Below are 18904 nucleotides of genomic sequence, written 5' to 3'. Positions count from 1 at the left end.
AATAATTAACTGCCTTCATTTTGACACGAGCAAAGCACTTTCACGCCCCCACCCCCTTTGAATACCCCCTTTAAGGGCAACGCATTGGTGCAATGCTGAATCCCTGAAAACCTGCCGTTCACAAGACATCGCCGCAAATTCTTGGAGCATGTCATGTGGAACGGATTATTCTTTGGCTTGGTGAGCTTGTTCACGCCACAGGCAACCCTGCCCGACACAGCCGCCATGAAGGTGGAAATCGAGCAGTTTGCGCAGGTTTACGCCATTGACACCAATCGCATTCATGTCCGCGAGAGCACCATGAACAACCCATCGCCGTTTCTCACCAACAGCGGTATCAAAGCGTGTGTGCTGCATGTGAACCAACACGCCGATGCCAAGCGGGTGTGGTCACACTTTCTTGATTCTGGTCATGAAGGTGCCGAACCTGCATTCCTGGCGTTCACCTCAGCCCATGAATTGACGCATTGCCTGATGTCGGAAAAGGGAAAACGTGTGGCCGCAAAGCAAGCACTGCAAGAACACTTGGGCGTTCAATTCAAAAACAATGTGCACTTCGAAGAAACCTTGGCCGACCTGGTCGGCTTGGCCTATGTACAGAAAGTAATGCCTGAGCACTTCGACGTGGTGTACAGGCGCGTAAAGTCAATTCGAACCGATTTCTCAAGCCGCGACCCCGAACATGACAGCTCGCGCGCACTGAACACCCACACCATTGCATTCGCAGATCAAATGTTCAGCAAAACAGACACCATCCGTTTGGCAGATGCCGGCAACCAATAAGTAAATGGGTTCAAAAAAAAGACCTGTGAATTGGATTGTGTGAAAGCACAATCTCGAAAAGCGTGGTTAAATTCAAACGATCGTTTGAATAATTAACACGCACAATTCACAGGTGACCCTCTTGAACAGCTTCCAATCCGTGTTTCGCCCCAACCTTTTCGCTGGACAAACCGTGCTGGTCACCGGCGGTGGTTCAGGCATTGGGCGCTGTACCGCGCATGAACTTGCCAGCCTGGGTGCCAACCTCGCCTTGGTTGGCCGAAAAATGGAAAAGCTGGAAACCGTGAAAGCGGAAATCGAGCAAACCTGTTCCGTGAAAATTTCCCTGCACAGTTGCGACATTCGTGAAGAAGAACGCGTGAAGGAAACCGTGGCGGATGTGTTGGCAACCCACGGCAAAATCAACCACCTGATCAACAACGCTGGCGGGCAATTTCCATCGCCCTTGAACATGATCAGCGGCAAAGGGTTCGAAACCGTGGTGCGCAACAACCTCACAGGCGGTTTTCTCATGGCCCGCGAAGTGTTCAACCAGTACATGATGTTGCACCTCGGCGAAGCAGACATGTCCATCACCAACATCATTGCCGACATGTGGAACGGCATGCCCGGCATGGGGCACTCTGGTGCGGCACGTGCGGGCATGTTGAACTTCTCGGAAACAGCATCCAATGAGTGGGCACCCGTGCGAGTGAATGCGGTTGCGCCGGGCTTCATTGCCTCCAGCGGCATGGACACTTACCCCGAACCCATGAAGCAAACCATCATGCAACTGGACAAAACAATTCCGCTGCAGCGCTTGGGTCTGGAAGCCGAGGTGTCTGGCGCACTGGTTTTCTTGTGCAGCCCGGCAGCCTCTTTCATTTCCGGTTCTTGCATTCGAATTGACGGCGCAGCGCCCAACGCCCGCCGTATCTGGCAAGTGGGCACTGGCAAACCCAACCCGGCATTCAACAGCTTTCATCTGGGTGGCGTGCCCGAGGTGATCCAACGTCGCGATGCGGCACGCGCAGCCCAACAAAAGAAATAAGCCGCAGTTCATGCATAAGGCTTGACACACCCAAGCCTCACCCTCAAAATCAAACAAACGTTTGATTTTTTTATTACACCAAGAGCACAGAATTCAATGCCAATTTTAGAAACCGCCGTTGCCACAAACTCGGCCGAGTTTGAACTCAACAAAGCCAACATGGAAACGGCCCTGAATGAACTTCGGGCATTGGAACAACGCACCCGCGACGCATCGGCCAAAGCGGCTCCCTCGTTTGCAAAACGGGGGCAACTGCTGCCGCGTGACCGAGTGGCATTGCTGCTCGATTCAGGCTCCCCTTTTCTGGAACTCAGCACATTGGCCGGGTACATGCAAGACGGCCAAAAAGCCGAGAAAAGCATTCCAGGCGGCGGCATCATTGCTGGCTTGGGCTATGTGGCCAATACCTTGTGCATGGTCGTGGCCAGCGATTCCGGCATTGAGGCAGGCGCTTTGCAAGCCATGGGCATTGAGAAAATGCAAAGGGCCCAAGACATTGCGCTGGAAAACAAACTGCCTTTTATTAATTTGGGCGAATCCGCCGGGGCCAACCTGCTGAAGTACAAGGTCGAGCATTTCATTCTGGGCGGCGGCAACTTCTACCGTTTGGCCAAATTGAGCGCTGCGGGCTTGCCTGTGGTCAATGTGCTGCACGGTTCATCCACGGCGGGTGGCGCGTACATTCCCGGTTTAAGCGACGTGGTCATCATGGTGCGTGAACGTGCGCGCGCCTTTCTCGCTGGCCCCCCTTTGTTGAAGGCCGCCACCGGTGAAATCGCCACTGATGAAGAATTGGGCGGTGCAGATATGCACTGTTCCATCTCAGGCCTTGGCGACTACATCGCCGACGACGACCGCCATGCCATTGCGCTGGCCCGCGAAGTGATGGCAAAAATCGACTGGAACAACAGCAACCGCAATGTTCTTCCTGCTTTGGATGCCAACGCGCCCGCACCCCGCTATCCGGCCGAAGAATTATTGGGTGTCATGCCTGCCGACATCAAAACCCCGGTCGACATGCGTGAGGTCATTGCACGCATCGTGGACGACTCCGATTTTCTGGAATTCAAAGCCAACTACGGTTCAGCCACCCTGTGCGGATACGCCAAACTGATGGGTGTTTCAATCGGCATCATCAGCAACCTGGGCCCAATCGACACCGCAGGTGCCACCAAAGCCACACACTTCATTCAAAGTTGCTGCCAAACCAAAACGCCAATCATCTATCTGCAAAACACCACGGGTTACATGGTGGGCAAGGAAGCCGAGCAGGGCGGCATCATCAAGCACGGCTCAAAAATGATTCAAGCCGTGAGCAACGCCACCGTGCCGCAAATCACGGTGTTGTGTGGTGCCAGTTTTGGTGCTGGCAACTATGGCATGTGTGGTCGCGCATTTGGACCACGCTTTGTGTTTGCCTGGCCCAACAGCAAAACAGCGGTGATGGGTGCCGAGCAGGCAGCGGGCACCATGGCCACCGTCATGCAGGCCAGCGCAGCCCGCAAAGGCATTGAAGTACCCGAATTCATGCTTGAAAACATGAAAAAACAAATCATCGACACGTTTGAGTCGCAAACCAGCGCATTTCACACCAGCGGTCTGCTGCTGGATGACGGCGTGATCGATCCCAGAGACACCCGGCAGGTATTGGCGCTTGCGCTAATCACCTGCCTGCAACAAGAGCGCAGTGTGCAGCCCATGCAATTTGGCGTGGCCCGCCCCTAATGCGTATCAGTAGTACCCAATAACGAGGAGGAAGTGCAGTGAGACTAAGCCAGGAACACAAAGAACTACAACGCACCATCGAACGATTTGTGGAAAACGAGATCAATCCACACGTGGCCACCTGGGAACAAGAACAAATGTTTCCCGCCCACGAACTGTTCAAAAAGATGGGTAATCTTGGCTTGCTTGGCCTAACCAAACCGGAAGAGTTTGGCGGCATGGGTTTGGACTACAGCTATTCCGTGGTGGCGGCGCAAGCTTTGGGAAAAATTCATTGTGGCGGCATACCCATGGCCATCGGCGTTCAAACCGACATGGCCACGCCCGCTTTGGCGCGGTTCGGCAGCGACGAACTGCGCCGTGAATTTCTGGCTCCTGCAGTTGCGGGTGACATGGTGGCGTGTATTGGCGTGTCCGAACCCGGTGCGGGTTCTGATGTAGCCGGTGTAAAAACCACCGCCAAAAAAGACGGCAGCGACTACATCATCAATGGCAGCAAAATGTGGATCACCAACAGCTTGCAAGCCGACTGGATCTGCCTGCTGGCCAACACCAGCGAAGGCAAACCGCACCAGAACAAATCGCTGATTATTGTGCCGATGAAAACCCCGGGCATTACGATCGAGAAGAAGATTCACAAAATCGGCATGTGGGCTTCCGACACCGGCCTGATCCACTTCGACAATGTGCGCGTACCCCAACGCAACCTGATCGGCATGGAAGGTGCGGGCTTCATGTACCAAATGATCCAGTTTCAGGAAGAGCGCCTTTGGGGCGCGGCCAACAGCATCGAAGGCATGATGCATGTGGTGAATGAAACCATCAATTACACACGCCAGCGCCAGTTATTCGGCAGCACCGTGCTGGACCAACAAGTAGTGCACTTCACCCTGGCTGAATTGAAAACCGAAATTGAAGCTTTGCGTGCCTTGGTGTGGCAGGCCACTGAAGAATATGTGGCCGGTGGCGAAGTCACTGAACTGGCCAGCATGTGCAAACTCAAAAGCGGCCGACTGGTGCGTGAAGTGGCCGACAAATGCCTGCAATTCTGGGGTGGTATGGGCTTCACTTGGGAAAACCCGGCCTCGCAGTTGTACCGCGATGGTCGCCTCATTTCCATTGGTGGTGGTGCAGACGAGGTGATGCTGGGCATCATCTGCAAGTTCATGGGTATTTTGCCGGGCAAGAAAAAGAATGCCTAGAATCAAGAAACTGCTGGTTGCCAACCGCAATGAAATTGCGCGCAGAATATTGCGCGCGGCCAAGCCCATGGGTATTGCAACGGTCGCCGTGTATTCCGAGGCCGATGAAAAAGCCATGCATGTGCAAGAAGCCGACGAAGCTTACTGCATTGGCCCCGCACCCTCGCTTGAATCTTATTTGCGAATCGACAAGCTGATTGAAGCGGCCCTGCAAGCCGGTGCAGATGCCATACACCCTGGTTACGGTTTTGTATCGGAAAGCCCCGCCTTTGCACAAGCCTGCGCGGACGCGGGAATTACCCTGGTTGGCCCCACCCCCCAGGCCATTGCCTACATGGCCGACAAAGCCCGAGCCAAAGAAATTGCACAGCAGGCAGGCTTGCCCTGCATACCGGGTTTTAGCGAACCCAACGCAAACGTAAGCGACCTGATGGCCGCGGCGCTGCGCATCGGCTACCCGGTCATGATCAAAGCCCTGGCAGGTGGTGGTGGGCGTGGCATGCGCCTGGTACTGAATGAATCCGAGTTTGCATCGCAACTGCACTCTGCCCAACTCGAAGCAAAGAACGCGTTCAACGACGACCGGGTCATGCTTGAAAAAGCCATCATCAACCCGCGCCACATTGAAATTCAGGTGTTGGCTGATACTCATGGTCACGCCGTGCATTTGGGCGAGCGCGATTGCTCAGTGCAGCGCCGCCACCAAAAAATTGTCGAAGAAGCACCCAGCCCCGCAGTGAGCCCTGAACTTCGCGCACGCATGGGTGAAGCGGCACTGAAACTGGTGCATGCCACCGGCTATGTGGGCGCAGGCACGGTTGAATTTTTGCTCGACACCCAAGGCAACTTTTACTTCATTGAAATGAACACCCGTTTGCAGGTTGAGCACGGCGTCACCGAAGCAATCACGGGAATTGATTTGGTGCAGTGGCAATTGCGCATTGCATCGGGCGAACAACTTAGCCTGCAACAAGAGCAAATCACGTTCACAGGCCATGCCATTCAAGGTCGCTTGTGCGCAGAAGACCCAGCACGCGACTTCATGCCGCAAACCGGACCAGTCCTGGCCTGGCAGCCCGACCCCAACAGCCGCTGCGACCACGCTCTGCAAGTGGGCGGTGAAGTCAGCCCCTGGTACGACAGCCTGTTGGCCAAAGTCATTGTGCATGCCGACAATCGCTTGGCTGCCTGCGAAAAGCTGGCCGACTCACTCAACAGAACCGTACTTGTCGGCTTTGAACACAATGCACTTTACCTGCAACGCATTGCCAGCCACCCAGTGTTTCAGGGTGGCGAGTTTGGCACAGGTTTTCTGGCCACGCACGCCGATGCCTTGCTTGCACCCCAAGTGTTTCAGCATGAAATTGCAGTGGCTGCTGCATATATTGCGTTCGAGCAAAACAGCAACTCGCGTACCTGGCCCGGGCCGTTGAACAACTTCTCCAGCACACGCGCGCTGGTGCGTCCCTTGAAGCTCAAGGTCAAGGGTAAAACGCTGTTGCTTCAAGTGACCCAGGGCAGCAACGCCTACACCATCAATGGACTCGGCGACGAAACAATCCACATTGCGCAATCGCAAATTCAACGCTGCACCTTACTTGCCAGCAATCAAGGCGTTTGGGTCAAAAGCTGGCTGAACCCGCAAGCCGTATTGGTCGAGGATGAAACCCTGCTCAGCGCCTCCGCACTGGGTGAAGGTGTATTCCAGCCCAACATCACCAGCCCCATGAACGGCAAAATCACACAAGTACTGGTTCAGCCTGGTCAACAGCTTGAAGCCGGCGCGGTGTTGGTGTGCCTGGAGGCCATGAAAATGGAGCATCGCATTACAGTGAAATCAGCTGCCGTGGTCGAGGCAGTACATGTGAATGTAGGCGATCAAATGAAATTGAAACAACTCATGGTTCAGTTGAAGCCTGCCCAATAAGGACACACGCCATGGACGATTTCTTCCGCTCCGTTGAGCGATTCGTAAATGAACAAATCAAACCCCACATCAACGAGTGGGATGAAGCCGGAGAGTTCCCTCGAGAACTTTACCAACAAGCTGGCGAACTGGGCCTGCTCGGTTTGGGCTATCCAGAAGAAGTCGGCGGATTTGAATGCACCCTGGCGGATCGCTTGAAGCTGTCCAATCTGGTGTGCTCTGCCGGCAGTGGCGGCTTGCTGGCTGGCCTGTTCAGTCACAATATCGGTTTGCCTCCACTGTTGAACCACGGCCGTGAAGAACTGGTGCAAATGATCGCGCCCGATGTATTAAAAGGTGAGGCCATCAGTGCCTTGGCCATTACCGAACCCTCGGGTGGATCGGATGTGGCCAACCTGAAAACCAAAGCCGAGCTGTTTCAAAAAGACGGCGTACCCCACTATCGAATCAACGGTGAAAAGGTATTTATCACCAGCGGCGTACGTGCAGATTGGCTTACCGTGGCAGTTCGCACTGGCGAGCCCGGTGCACGCGGTATTTCTGTTCTCATGGTGCCCGGCCAGGCCAACGGCCTTACGCGCAGCCCCCTGAAGAAAACCGGCTGGTGGATGAGCGACACCGCCAGCATCTACTTCGACAATGTGGAAGTTCCTGCAAGCTATTTGGTGGGCAAAGAAGGCAAAGGTTTCCGCATCATCATGGAAAACTTCAACACCGAACGCCTCATGTTGGCTGGTGCTTGTATCGGTTTCTCCAAGGTGTGCCTGAACGAAGCACTGGACTGGGCACAAAACCGTCAAACCTTTGGCAAGCGCCTGATCGAACACCAAGTGATCGCCCACAAACTGGCCGACATGCGCATGAAAATTCGCGCCACTGAGGCCTGGTTCGATGAAACCATTGCACGCATTGATCAAGGTGACATCAACGAAGCACTGGTCGCCGACATTTGCCTGCTGAAAAACCAGTCCACTCAAACCCTGCAACATTGCGCAAATGACGCTGTACAAATACTGGGTGGCATGGGTTTTATGCGGGGAAGCTCAACTGAACGGATTTACCGGGAGGTGAAAGTGATGTGCATTGGCGGTGGTGCTGAGGAAATCATGAAAGAACTGGCCATACGGCAGTTGGCATGGTGATGCAAATTACCCCCCGAAAGAGTTACACTAACTGGCTGAACTACAACGAATAAAGTTCAATCGGCTTTCCCCAAGAGTGCTTTACATGCGGCCAATCAGGATTTGTCAGTATAAAACCTACAAATTTTGTTAAACATTGTTAATTATTAGGAAATATTCACATCCATTTCCTGATTACGGCCAGTAAAACTCTCACAAGGCGAAACTTTTGCCGAACTTTTAAATGAACACACCATTGTCGGAGAATGCACTGTGGCTAATATCACTGGAATCATCAAAAGCGTGTTGGGCGAGGTTTCTGTAACCCGTCCCGACGGAGAACAGGTCCTTCTTAAAGAAGGCGACATCATTTCTGCTGGTGACACTGTCACCACCAGTGCCGAAGGCTCTGCCTACATCGAGTTCCCCGGAGCAGACGGTCAAACAGCCACCGAAGGAATTTTGCAATCCAACGCCGTGGCCACATTGAAAGAAGGCGAAAACGGTGCGGAATTTGAAGTAGCCGAAGGCGAATTCGAATTATTGACCGAAGGCGAAACTGTTGCAGTAACCGGCGCAGGCGGCATGTTCGGCCTGTTCGGCGCAGGTTTGGCTGCAGGCGGTTTGGCTGGCCCACTGGCCGCTGCTGCTGGTGCAGCATTCGTGCTAGGCAGCGATGACAACGACGGCGGCGCAGGTGGTGGTGCTTCAGGTGGCGGATCTGGCGAAGCAGCCGCAGGCGCACTCGAGCCAGTGACCGATGCAGCAGGCCCAGCTTCACCAGCACTTGAAGAAACCCTGGACGCACTTTCACCTGTAACAACAGTTGTGGATGCCCCCGTCGGTGCCTTGGCACCTGTGACTGAGGCTCTCGACCCAGTGCTGGAAGAAACAGCACCAATTACCGATGCACTCGAGCCCGCACTTACGCCCGTGAACGACACCTTGAGCGATGCACTGACCGGCCTTGCACCAGTGACAGACTCTCTGGATGAAAACGTAACACCAATTACCGAAGCGGTTGAAGAAGCGCTTTCCCCGGTGGTTGACGTATTGGCTGGCAACGAAGATGGCTTGGTAACAGCCGCTGCCGACACCTTGCCAGTAAACCTGCGCGTAGTTGCAGAGCAACTGGGTGGTGGGCTGAGCATGGTGACACCACAACTGGCCGACGGCCTGGCACAAGTGGTTGGTCAGCTTGACCCCGCGCTTGCCCCCTTGAACGACGGCTTGACTCAAGGATTTGATGCAGCAGCTCCCTTATTTGACGGCTTGGCCACAGCCACCGACGCATTGCCCATGGTGTCACAGCCTGTGGCTGATGGCCTGAATCAGGCTTTCGACGCACTGACCCCGGTAACCGATCCTCTGATCGCAGCTTTGTCAGGTGGCCTGCCCCTGCCAGGCGGTGACGGTGGTGGCGCAGGTGGCCCCACAGGTACACCTTTGGACGCAGTACTCGGCCCAGTCACTGACGCGTTGGCCGGCGGTGGCGGCGGCGGTTTGCCAAGCTTCCCTGAAACCGGCACACCCTTGGATCAGGTTACAGCCCTGCTCGACCCCAGCATCCTGACTGATGCCTTGGCGGGTGGCGGTGCAGGCGGACTGCCCGGCATTCCTTCCACAGGCACCCCCCTGGACATGGTTACCGAACTGCTCGACCCCAGCATCCTGACTGATGCCTTGGCTGGTGGCGGTGCAGGTGGACTGCCCGGTATTCCTTCCACAGGTACCCCCCTGGACATGGTGACCGAGCTGCTCGACCCCAGCATCCTGACCGATCTGGCAGCAGGTGGCGGCGCTGGTGGTGGCTTGCCAAGCTTCCCCTCCACAGGAACGCCTCTGGACTCCCTGACCAGCCTGCTGGATCCTTCCAGCCTGCCGATCTCCTCTGGTGCAAGCCCACTGGATGCACTGACCAGCGCGCTGCCCACGGACAGTCTGCCCATCTAAGCTTTGTAGTATTGCCTGGGGCTCCGACCCCCCGGCAAAGTGAAAAGGCACCCTTCGGGGTGCCTTTTTCACTCACCGGTTTTTTCTTTTAAATTTGAATTTGAGGCAAGCGAACCTCTCCCAGTGCCGAACTACTTGAACGAGCTGTGTCTTGTGCATGGCTTTCCATTTTGCTCAATTCGTCCAACACAGAATCGAGGAACTGCTCTGCCGCCTGTAACTCTTTTCCTTGTGCATCATCGATCGATGCAGAATATTCAGCGGGGGCCTGAGCCAGCTTACCAAGAGCGGGAGCAAGGTTCTGCCATGCGAAGTTAAGCATCATCAATTTGGCCTGGTCTTTCACACCACGCTCTTGTGTAAGCCTTGCAATTTCGTCTGGTTTCTTGCCTACCAGTGAAGCTGAAAAATCCTTGGCATCTTTCACGATTGATCGCGCATGCATGATACCCCCGACACCAGCTCCAGCTTCAATCACCGCGCTTACAATCGCGCCTGCTAACCTCTTTGCGGCAGCGCTTCGAATCTCGTCGGCCTGCTTCATTCCGAGATTGAACCTGTCGGCTGCCATTTCTCCGCCCTTTAGCCTGGACTGCGTCCCGTGTATACTTTCAGTGGCTGCAGATTTAGCAAACAACAAACGCAATTCACTCCAGAAGTCACCATGCAACAAGCCATTCAATTGACGCTCAACATCGGCCTTCTGCCATGCAAAGAACTCACTGTTTCCAGTTACAACACTGTTACTCATTTCGTCCCCCTTATCATGCAGCGATGAATGCAGGCCGTGACCAGTTTTCAATGATTTCTGCAACAGCAGAATCCTTGGATTCCTTCACCTTCCCAGCACCTGTAATACCTTCTTGAAGTTTCTTGATCTCCTCCTCCAACTCCTCCTTCTTTGTTTCAAAGAAATCTAGGATCATTTTCAAGAGTGCATTGGCCTCCAACTCATCTGCCTGCGCTTGCGCAACTTTCTCTTGCAACACAGCCAAATGAATAGTGCTTGCTCCGTTGCCCATCATGGATACCGATTCTGCCACCTCCGTAGTAACCATAATCCGCCTAACGAGTTCGGTTATTTTCTGGATAGACTCATCAGTTGTATTGGCCCCTGCACTTGCACCATTAGCACCCGCATTGGCGCCAGCTTTTGTTGCATCATCTACCGCATTTGCAGCAACCCCTGCACGGGCGGCATTTTCTGCACCCTTACTTAAGCCTTTCATTAAGGCAGTCACACCTACCAGGCCAATAGTGGTTTGGATGACAATCGCCAGGATCATTCCACCCAAATCCCGAGCCTTTTCAACTTCCTCTTCAGAGCCGCCAAATGCCTTAACCACACCGGCCATCATTTCGCCCATTGCCCAAGCGAAGCCCTTGGCTGGGTCTCCAGTAATTTCACTTGCAATTTCAGCCCCCATATCCCAAAGAGCCAATACGAGTCCTGCAACAAGGCAGGCTACTACCGGTGTGGCAGCGCCCCCACTTGCAATCACGGCAAATGCAGCGCCAATTGCAGCAATAATAATCGCAATCCACTTGAAAATTTTCGCTAGAATTCCACCAGCCTGTGCCTTTGCCTCGGCTTTTGCTCGTTTTACGATTTCCCGAAGTTGATTCAATTCAACTGATTTTTTTACGCCGCTTGTTGTATTGGCTGCCTCAAGTGCCTTGTCAGCGGCAGAGCGACCCAGAATCGCGGATAACACGAGATGTGCGAACTCATCATCTTCCAAAATCGTGTCAAGAAATTCACGTGCAGCCGCCATCGCTTGCTGCGACTTTTCATCTGCAGGTAGAGCCGCCAAATGCGAAGGAGCAGCTTCACCGCGGGGTGCGCCAAACAGATATTCCGCCAAGAAATCCAGTGGACTTTCACCAGCAGAAACCAAAGTGGGAGGCTGTACAACTGACGTTCCAGCAGGAACAATTTGACTTGGTATTGAATCAACCATAGCAACTCCAAAAAGAAACCCGGCACGAAGCCGGGCTCATCATCATGCGTTTTTAGAAATTTCTGATCACAGCGCCTTCAGTGTCGTCCTTCTTCTTCACGGTGCCACTCATCGCATTGGAAAGGTTGGAGATATCGCCCATGATGGATTGGATCATCATGTTGAGAATTGCATCATCCATCACGGCTTCGCCGTTACCATCAACGCTGTAGTATCTATTCACCAGGGTATCGAAATTCGCTTTTTCCGAGGCCCCCAAAATGCTGTCATCAGTGATGGAACTTTTTAGACTCGTCGCCATGTCGATTTGTTCTTTAGAGAAACGACCGCTTTTGTCGCTGATAATAGTATCCAGTACAGTCAATGCCGGTGCAGCTGCCTCCTTACTTGTCTCAAACCTTCCTTTCTCACCGGTGGCTGTCAGTGAATTCAACGCATCCTTCTTGGCCTGATTCAATCGACGGTGAGCTTCTGCTTTTTCCATCAAAGCGCCCGCTTCATTCTTCACCTCGCCATATCGCTGCGCAAAGAAAATTGCGAATTGATCAAAAATGTCTCCAGATCGAAATCCCGAGGTAGTTGATAGGGTCAGGCTTGCCAGTTCATGCTGGTAACTTCCAGTTTTGAAGTTTGTATCAATATTGGCCATGTTCAATTCCATCCTTTAAAATTGGTTCATCAATTAAGTGAAACGTTATTAAACTCACTTGCAACTGCCCTGCTTCAACGGTTGTTTGCCTCCTTGTTCTTTTGGTTGTTTTGCTCTGTATTTGCGTATTGATCCTGCATACCAACTTGCAAATCAACCAGGTCTATTCCAGGCATAAGGGAGCCCCCCCCAATTGCTTTGAGGTGTTCCGAAACACTCGCGTATTTTTCAGGAATGAACAAATCGAGAGCGCCGTCATTCAGTAAAAAAGTCCATCCGTCTGAGTGATCAGCATCAAGTTTTCTCGCCTGCTGGGTTTCGTCCAGAAGAATCCTCACTCTCATTTCGCCAGAGCGTCCCTGCGCCAATTCATGATCTCGATAAAGTCCAGTCACATGAACGGCAAATTTTCCATCTGGACTTGTGATGATTACCTCGTTGGTGAAAGTCGCCTTACCGTCTGCAAATGCCCCCTGTCCAGGCACAGTTTTCATTTCAACCTTTGTGCCGTCCTCAAGAACATAAGAGCGATTTGTATAAAAATCGTCATGACGTAGGCTTCCATGGTTTTCCCATGCACCCTGCTGATTTTTAACCTGCACAGTCTGATGAGGGTCGCCCCATACCAAAAAAGAAAGATTCGAATTCCCCTTTTCCGTGATACGCAGCGATTGACTTGCCTGATTGAACTCAAAGGCATATGCCTGCGATTCAACCAGGTGTGAACTGGTACTTAACTCTTGAACTGCCATAAATCCCCCTTTGATTAGGTGAAAGACAAGAAGCGAACTTCAGTTCAACCTTTATTGCTCCTCGTATTTTTTAGGTAAACAACAAGCACCCGGAAGTTCACTTGTTCGAAAAAAAAATTCGCAATATGAGCGAGGAACTGTCAAGCAGGTGGGGACACTTAGATAAAGAGTAAACAAATACTAGAAAAGCGAGGCAAAAGTGACTCTTATAGCGACTCCACCCCCTGTATTGGGCCCTGCCGACTGGGGTCTTCAGGCCACCGTGGTCCCACCTTCTCAGGTAGATATTCATGACTTTCAGGCCACACTATTTGCTGAACCGGAAAAATTGAGTACTGATGCGATTACAGGCAACCAGTTTGGCGTATTTACCAATCTGTCCGCATCGCTCGACAATGCATCTGATCACTTGAAAAACAGGGTAGATGCGATGGGGGAATTGGCTAAGAATCACGCGAACACAAACAACACGGCCGACCTTTTGCAGATGCAACTGCAATTGACTCAACTCAGCATAGAAACACAGATGATGGGGGAGATGGTCAGTAAATCTACCAAGAACCTGGATCAGTTAACCCATCTTCAATAACAGGCAGAGTAATGTTGAGATCCTTTATGCAGCTTATTTGGGTGGGACTTTTGACAGCAATGTTGCTTGGCTGCACCAGCAGGGTAGAACTCTTAAACGGCCTGGAAGAACGCGAAGCCAATAAGGTACTGTCAACACTTCTGGACAAGGGCATTGACGCCACCAAAATCACGACAAAAACAGGTCTGCAGATTCTTGTTCCTCAAGATCAAATATCCATATCTCTGAATCATCTGAACAATGAGGGGTTGCCGCGACGGCAGCATGACCGGCTAGGTGATGTCTTCAAGAAAGACGGACTTATCTCCTCACCCATGGAAGAAAGGGCACGCTATATATTCGCGCTTTCTCAGGAACTTGAAAACACGCTCTCTTTTATTGATGGCGTAATCAATGCGAGAGTACATGTGGTTCTACCAGAACGTACCGCGCCGGGAGAACCCATCAAGCCTTCCAGTGCGGCTGTATTCATCAAGCATTCGCCTAGGGTCGATCTCACATCGATCATTACCCGCATTAAACAGATGGTCAAAAATAGCATTCCTGGACTTGACTCAAGCTCTTTGGAGAACATCAGTGTGGTCATGATCCCGTCTCAGGAAAGCGACGCAAGGTCTGTTGAATTTGAGCGTCTCGGTGGTTTTATAGTCGAAAAAAACTCAGCAACAAAACTAGGTTGGCTACTTTTTACGCTGATTTCATTAGTAATCATCCTGATAGTTTCGTTTTCCTATCTGATATTTCAATACTGGGCACTGCTAAAAGGCAACCCCGATGTGGAAACACCCGAATCAATCAAAGGCGCCTCAGTGCCATTTCCAAGATCATGGATTAACCGTCTCGCATTTTTGACGAGGAAGGTCAAAGGATGGACGCGTTGAACGGAACTGCATCATCAGTTTTGCACGCACTTGTACCGCGGAAACTGGAGCTTCCTGTCCACCCAGGTAACCGGAAATGGCCTTATTTCCATTTTCACGTGCGTAGTGCGCAACAGAATGAATGGTCTCCAAATTGCAGCGACCTCTCAATCAGAGCGTGCAGACAAATTTGGGAGAACTACGCACTAGACTCTTACAACGAGGCGCAACCCAACAACACTCGTACTATTTTCATCTTAGGACTTATGCGATTGGGGAATGCACTCCCTGCTATCAGCGTCCACACAATGTGGCAGTCACGGTATCTAAAAGAGCAGGATTATTTATACAGTGCCCTTGCTTTAATCCGGACAAAACCCCTACAGGCCGACTGGCTTTGTTCGCCTGCATGTTTTGGTAACAATCCAACTCTGCTAGGAAGAGAACTGTTAGCCAGGGCGCTTAAAACCTATTCTTCCAGACTTGCCAACCTCATTCTCGATTTACCGCCAGACATCAAAGAAGTGGACCCAATTCGGCTACTCGGGACCATCAGAGAAATAGAAAATGAGCACTTCTAAATTGAATCCTATCGGATTACGGATCATTGAACTGCCACCACAACTGATAAAGAAGTCAGCTTACTCCGCAGTCGAACTCGAGTTACTTCAAACAGCGGTAAATCAGCTTGAGTCCACTCGTGGAACTTGTGTCCAAATGCTAGAGGACGCCCAGCAGGAAATTGAAATGATCTGCAGGCAGACGGTGGTAAAAACACAGGCTGATTGCCTTGAAGAACTTAGTTTCAACCTTGAAAAATTGACAGTCCAACAACAGATGTATGAGCAAAGAATTATTGAACACTGTGCGGCAATTATAGAGATTGCATGGAAAAAATTAACTGTTTCATTGCCCCTGAAATCTCAAATCGAGAGCCTTTTAAATCAAGTTAAAAGCAGCCTTATTGAAGGTGTTTATTACGCAATAGAATGCAACACAGCAGATCTTCAATATGTCGAGGACTATATTCGGAACCTGAAGACTTCTCATCTGCACTTAGATCATATTGCAATTGAAACCAGTAACTCCTTGGAATCGGGGCGTGTTCGCCTAAAGGCCAAGAGGGGTGGGGGCACGATGATTGACTATTCCTTTGCAGTGGAAAGTATTGCCCACATACTTCAGCAAAAATCAGACAACCCAGAAACTTTATTTGATCAACCGCAATTTTAATAGGAGTGAGACATGATTAATTCCGCATTCGGTCTGGATGGTATTGAAGCCAAGGTAGGCCAGGTTATTCGAACCAATGAAAGCCGGCTTCAAAACACTTTGAGCAAGGGATCAACAAACACAGAGAACCTACTGGAGATGCAGATGAATTTGAACAAATGGTCACTCAGTGTTCAGGTGCAAAGCAGTATCGTGAAAGAGCTTAGCGATGCCTTGAAGGGCATTCTTCAGAAGTCAGCCTGAATTAGGGCAGTCGCGTGAAAACCAACCGTAAAGCCCTGGCAACACTAATTCTCTCCTTGATTGCGATAACGTCATTCGCAGAAGGTATTGAAAAAAGTAATGCGCCGTTGCAAAGACCTTATAAATATATGGGCGAAGGGGAAAGCGTCCAGCAGATCATCCAGACTTTCGCGAAGCGGTTTGGACTTCAAGTGAATATGCATACACCACTTCGAAAGCCTGTTCATGGACGTATTGAAGGCGACACCGCGGTACGTTTTCTAGATGAACTGGCATCCAGTCACGGGTTTTCATGGTTTGTACAAGGCAGTGCTCTGCATATTGCGGACTCAGCCGATTTTGTGGTGCGCGCATTCTCAGTACCCGACGGCGCAGCTGAATCGCTGAAAAAAGCACTCACGGAAGTAAAACTGCTGGATCCAAAATTTGGTTGGGGCAGCATCGACAACAACAATACAGTCATCGTCTCTGGCCCAAGTGCCTATGTAGAATCGATCGGCAAACAGCTCCAGCAATTGGGTAGTGGCTTGCAAACCCAGACCTTCATCTATCGATTAAAACACGCAGCAGTTGAAGATCGGGTTGTTAGATACAGAGACAGGGAAATTATCACCCCCGGCGTAGCCAGTATTTTGCAACGTACCATCGGATCGGGTAAAACAACACACGAAAATGAGAAAGCGGTTCCCCTCATGGCCAGCCCGGTGCCGGGCGCATTAAGTATGGCTGACTCACAAGACGGAGTCATCTCAGCTGACATGAGTAACGATAAAGGAAAAAATTCTGGATCCCGAATTTCCGGTACAGCCCTTGTTGAATCCGATCCAAGACTGAATGCAATAATTATTCGTGATCATCCAAGCAGGTTCACTTACTATGAAAAACTATTGGCAGAGCTGGATACTCCGAGTGCGCTGATTGAAATTGAAGCATCTATCATGGAAGTGGAGCTCAATCGACTTGATGAGTTCAGTAGCGCCCTGGCATACGGAAGTGAATATTTCTCTTTTAACGCCAGCACACAGCCGGGCAACGGTACAGATGTGGGACTAGGTAAAAACGGTTCTGCTGTCGTCAACAATATCCAGGGATTCAATGCCCGGATTCGAGCATTGGAACAGGATGGTGAAGCCAAGGTACTGGCCAGCCCTCGTATTCTTACAGTGAACAATCTTGGCGCTTTTCTCGACCTGACAGAAACCTTCTTCAGCAGGGTCAGCGGGGAGCGGGTAGCCAATCTCGTTCCAGTAACAGCGGGGACCACGCTGAGGGTAACCCCCAGAGTCATTGAAGAAAACGGAAACAAGCGGATTCAGTTGATTCTGGATATTGAAGACGGTACCTTAGATACGATTAATTCAACCAACGATTTGCCCTTGGTTCGAAAAACAAATATCAGCACACAAGCTGTAATACGGGAAGGGCAATCGCTATTGATTGGTGGCTATAACGTTGAAAGCAGCAATCAAACATCTTCAAGGGTTCCGTTTCTGTCTAGCATTCCGTTGATAGGCAAAGCATTCACCAGTGAATTCAAAAACAATATTCAACGCAAGCGTCTGTTCATGATTACGCCCCGAATTGTTGAGAATGCACATAGTCAATCTAGTGACAAGCTTCTTTTCGCACCATCTCTCAGAGTACCCGCTGCACCTATCAAGCACACCCCAAAAAATTCGCCAGTCAGCTTTTCTATAACTTCACCCGACTCACAATCACTGAAAATGAGCCGAGAGCTGGACGCATCATCCAGATAAAAATAAACAGCGTTGCCGAATTAAGTTCTATTCAATTACCCAATCTGAACGGGAGTTCTTTTCTGTCTCGCTGAGTTTCGTCCATTTCATTACTGATCGGATGATCAGCGCAGACAGCTTGATGTACTCACTTGGTACGTAACTCATTTCTAGCCCATTTCGATAAATACCTCTTGCAAATGGTATGTGGCGAATGACCGGAACGCCCATTTCACGAGCAAGTTTCATCATGTCTTGAGCCTCAATTCCATCTCGTATAGCCAAAACGAAAGGTACGCTGTGTTCTTGCGGATCGTAAGCCAAACATATTGCGATATGTGTTGGGTTTGTCACCACCGCTGCGCTACGCCTTACCAGGTGGGCAGGATTTGAGTCGATCAAACGGCGACCTTCCTGTTTGCGCTGTGATTTAATGTACGGATCACCTTCTTGATCTTTGTATTCTTGCTTCACCTCCTGTTTGGACATTCGCATTTGCTTCATATGATTCCAAAGCACAATGACATAATCCATGAGAGCAAGAACAACAAACATCACAAAACTACTGTAAAAGACAATCCGCAAAACCTGAGCGATGAAAGGCCAGAGCTGATCAACTGTCAACGCGGGCATGTGCATAAAGTCGTTAGCGTAAGACTTGAATACAAGAATACTCACAGTACCTACAACAACGATTTTGAAAATCCCCAAAATAATTTGTACAAGGGATTTTGCATTAAACATATTCTTTACATTACTAACCACATCAAACTTCTTGAATGAGGGTTTGATTGATTCAAAGCTAACCAGGAAACGGGTTTGAAAAAACGTGCCTAGCAAGATTGAAAGGATGGCGATGACCAGATAAGGCAAGCTAATCAAAGTAATATCTTTCAAGGTCTCAGTTGCCATGGCACCAAGAAAACGGGGACCTTTCGCATTCATCAAATCAAAAGCCCTGTCGAACACAGCAAGAATTCGCTCCGCAGTATTGAAAAGATCACTTAGAACAACCGAGAGTCCGAAGAAAAGAACCCATACGTGAACAACGTCTTTTGAAGACGCAACCTGACCTTTCTTGCGCGCGTCATCAAGTTTTTTTTGCGTTGGCTCTTCGGTTTTGTTGTCACTCATTGATCA

The 18904-nt window shown here is 50.8% G+C and carries 17 protein-coding genes; 12 read left to right on the top strand and 5 right to left on the bottom strand.

Annotated features, from left to right (window positions below):
* Window positions 1-153: 153 nt before the first annotated feature.
* The 7 genes from FCS97_RS03600 (at window position 154) to FCS97_RS03570 (ending at window position 9741) form a co-directional block, all read left to right on the top strand.
* The gene (locus FCS97_RS03600) at window positions 154-783 is read left to right on the top strand and encodes a hypothetical protein (RefSeq protein ID WP_138516665.1); all 630 of its coding nucleotides are present in this window, start codon (window positions 154-156) and stop codon (window positions 781-783) included.
* Between the two features lie 121 nt (window positions 784-904).
* The gene (locus FCS97_RS03595) at window positions 905-1813 is read left to right on the top strand and encodes an SDR family oxidoreductase (RefSeq protein ID WP_246065798.1); all 909 of its coding nucleotides are present in this window, start codon (window positions 905-907) and stop codon (window positions 1811-1813) included.
* 96 nt (window positions 1814-1909) lie between these two features.
* Window positions 1910-3538 (top strand): acyl-CoA carboxylase subunit beta, encoded by a 1629-nt coding sequence (locus tag FCS97_RS03590; RefSeq protein ID WP_138516661.1) that lies wholly within the window; start codon window positions 1910-1912, stop codon window positions 3536-3538.
* A 38-nt stretch (window positions 3539-3576) separates the two neighbouring features.
* On the top strand, window positions 3577-4740 hold the full coding sequence (locus FCS97_RS03585) for an acyl-CoA dehydrogenase family protein (RefSeq protein ID WP_138516659.1): 1164 nt from the start codon (window positions 3577-3579) through the stop codon (window positions 4738-4740).
* Window positions 4733-6667, top strand: a complete 1935-nt coding sequence (locus tag FCS97_RS03580; protein ID WP_138516657.1) for an acetyl/propionyl/methylcrotonyl-CoA carboxylase subunit alpha — start codon at window positions 4733-4735, stop codon at window positions 6665-6667. Before FCS97_RS03585 ends, FCS97_RS03580 begins: the two co-directional genes overlap by 8 nt.
* A gap of 11 nt (window positions 6668-6678) precedes the next feature.
* Window positions 6679-7809 (top strand): acyl-CoA dehydrogenase family protein, encoded by a 1131-nt coding sequence (locus FCS97_RS03575; protein ID WP_138516656.1) that lies wholly within the window; start codon window positions 6679-6681, stop codon window positions 7807-7809.
* Window positions 7810-8061: 252 nt separating this feature from the next.
* Window positions 8062-9741, top strand: coding sequence for a hypothetical protein (locus FCS97_RS03570; protein WP_138516654.1), 1680 nt, complete (start codon window positions 8062-8064; stop codon window positions 9739-9741).
* Window positions 9742-9829: 88 nt separating this feature from the next.
* Here the strand turns inward: FCS97_RS03570 and FCS97_RS03565 are convergent, their stop codons facing one another.
* The 4 genes from FCS97_RS03565 to FCS97_RS03550 form a co-directional block, all read right to left on the bottom strand.
* Window positions 9830-10555 (bottom strand): hypothetical protein, encoded by a 726-nt coding sequence (locus FCS97_RS03565; RefSeq protein WP_138516652.1) that lies wholly within the window; start codon window positions 10553-10555, stop codon window positions 9830-9832.
* A complete protein-coding gene (gene sctE, locus FCS97_RS03560; RefSeq protein WP_138516650.1) occupies window positions 10506-11702 on the bottom strand; it encodes a type III secretion system translocon subunit SseC family protein in 1197 nt (398 codons plus the stop codon). Before sctE ends, FCS97_RS03565 begins: the two co-directional genes overlap by 50 nt.
* A gap of 52 nt (window positions 11703-11754) precedes the next feature.
* Window positions 11755-12351 carry a hypothetical protein gene (locus FCS97_RS03555; RefSeq protein ID WP_138516648.1) on the bottom strand — a complete coding sequence of 199 codons (597 nt, stop codon included), beginning with the start codon at window positions 12349-12351 and terminating at the stop codon, window positions 11755-11757.
* Window positions 12352-12425: 74 nt separating this feature from the next.
* Window positions 12426-13103: a hypothetical protein gene (locus tag FCS97_RS03550; protein WP_138516646.1), complete on the bottom strand. Its 678-nt coding sequence runs from the start codon at window positions 13101-13103 to the stop codon at window positions 12426-12428.
* 199 nt (window positions 13104-13302) lie between these two features.
* Here FCS97_RS03550 and FCS97_RS03545 point away from each other — a divergent pair, with 199 nt between their 5' ends.
* The 5 genes from FCS97_RS03545 to sctC all read left to right on the top strand — a co-directional run bounded on the left by FCS97_RS03545 (window position 13303) and on the right by sctC (window position 17785).
* A complete protein-coding gene (locus FCS97_RS03545; RefSeq protein WP_138516644.1) occupies window positions 13303-13692 on the top strand; it encodes an EscI/YscI/HrpB family type III secretion system inner rod protein in 390 nt (129 codons plus the stop codon).
* Window positions 13693-13718: 26 nt separating this feature from the next.
* Entirely contained in the window at window positions 13719-14573 is an 855-nt protein-coding gene (gene sctJ, locus FCS97_RS03540; RefSeq protein WP_171035152.1) for a type III secretion system inner membrane ring lipoprotein SctJ, read from the top strand.
* 546 nt (window positions 14574-15119) lie between these two features.
* On the top strand, window positions 15120-15785 hold the full coding sequence (locus tag FCS97_RS03535; protein WP_138516640.1) for a hypothetical protein: 666 nt from the start codon (window positions 15120-15122) through the stop codon (window positions 15783-15785).
* 12 nt (window positions 15786-15797) lie between these two features.
* Window positions 15798-16028 (top strand): EscF/YscF/HrpA family type III secretion system needle major subunit, encoded by a 231-nt coding sequence (locus tag FCS97_RS03530; RefSeq protein ID WP_138516638.1) that lies wholly within the window; start codon window positions 15798-15800, stop codon window positions 16026-16028.
* 14 nt (window positions 16029-16042) lie between these two features.
* The gene (sctC, locus tag FCS97_RS03525) at window positions 16043-17785 is read left to right on the top strand and encodes a type III secretion system outer membrane ring subunit SctC (RefSeq protein ID WP_138516636.1); all 1743 of its coding nucleotides are present in this window, start codon (window positions 16043-16045) and stop codon (window positions 17783-17785) included.
* A 27-nt stretch (window positions 17786-17812) separates the two neighbouring features.
* On the opposite strand, the gene FCS97_RS03520 is transcribed toward sctC, so the two are convergent.
* Window positions 17813-18898, bottom strand: a complete 1086-nt coding sequence (locus FCS97_RS03520; protein WP_138516634.1) for an EscU/YscU/HrcU family type III secretion system export apparatus switch protein — start codon at window positions 18896-18898, stop codon at window positions 17813-17815.
* Window positions 18899-18904: the final 6 nt, after the last annotated feature.

Source organism: Limnobacter alexandrii (assembly GCF_005871185.1).
Classification (GTDB): Bacteria; Pseudomonadota; Gammaproteobacteria; order Burkholderiales; family Burkholderiaceae_B; genus Limnobacter; species Limnobacter alexandrii.
The sequence above is the reverse complement of the archived record's forward strand: the minus strand, read 5'-3'. Positions and strand labels throughout refer to the sequence as shown.

Excerpts from the sequence above, each read along its gene's own strand:
- FCS97_RS03520 (WP_138516634.1), bottom strand. The coding sequence starts at position 18,898 with ATGAGTGACAACAAAACCGAAGAGCCAACGCAAAAAAAACTTGATGAC.
- FCS97_RS03550 (WP_138516646.1), bottom strand. The coding sequence starts at position 13,103 with ATGGCAGTTCAAGAGTTAAGTACCAGTTCACACCTGGTTGAATCGCAG.
- sctE (WP_138516650.1), bottom strand. The coding sequence starts at position 11,702 with ATGGTTGATTCAATACCAAGTCAAATTGTTCCTGCTGGAACGTCAGTT.
- FCS97_RS03555 (WP_138516648.1), bottom strand. The coding sequence starts at position 12,351 with ATGGCCAATATTGATACAAACTTCAAAACTGGAAGTTACCAGCATGAA.
- FCS97_RS03600 (WP_138516665.1), top strand. The coding sequence starts at position 154 with ATGTGGAACGGATTATTCTTTGGCTTGGTGAGCTTGTTCACGCCACAG.
- FCS97_RS03530 (WP_138516638.1), top strand. The coding sequence starts at position 15,798 with ATGATTAATTCCGCATTCGGTCTGGATGGTATTGAAGCCAAGGTAGGC.
- FCS97_RS03575 (WP_138516656.1), top strand. The coding sequence starts at position 6,679 with ATGGACGATTTCTTCCGCTCCGTTGAGCGATTCGTAAATGAACAAATC.
- FCS97_RS03580 (WP_138516657.1), top strand. The coding sequence starts at position 4,733 with ATGCCTAGAATCAAGAAACTGCTGGTTGCCAACCGCAATGAAATTGCG.
- sctJ (WP_171035152.1), top strand. The coding sequence starts at position 13,719 with ATGCAGCTTATTTGGGTGGGACTTTTGACAGCAATGTTGCTTGGCTGC.
- FCS97_RS03535 (WP_138516640.1), top strand. The coding sequence starts at position 15,120 with ATGAGCACTTCTAAATTGAATCCTATCGGATTACGGATCATTGAACTG.
- FCS97_RS03590 (WP_138516661.1), top strand. The coding sequence starts at position 1,910 with ATGCCAATTTTAGAAACCGCCGTTGCCACAAACTCGGCCGAGTTTGAA.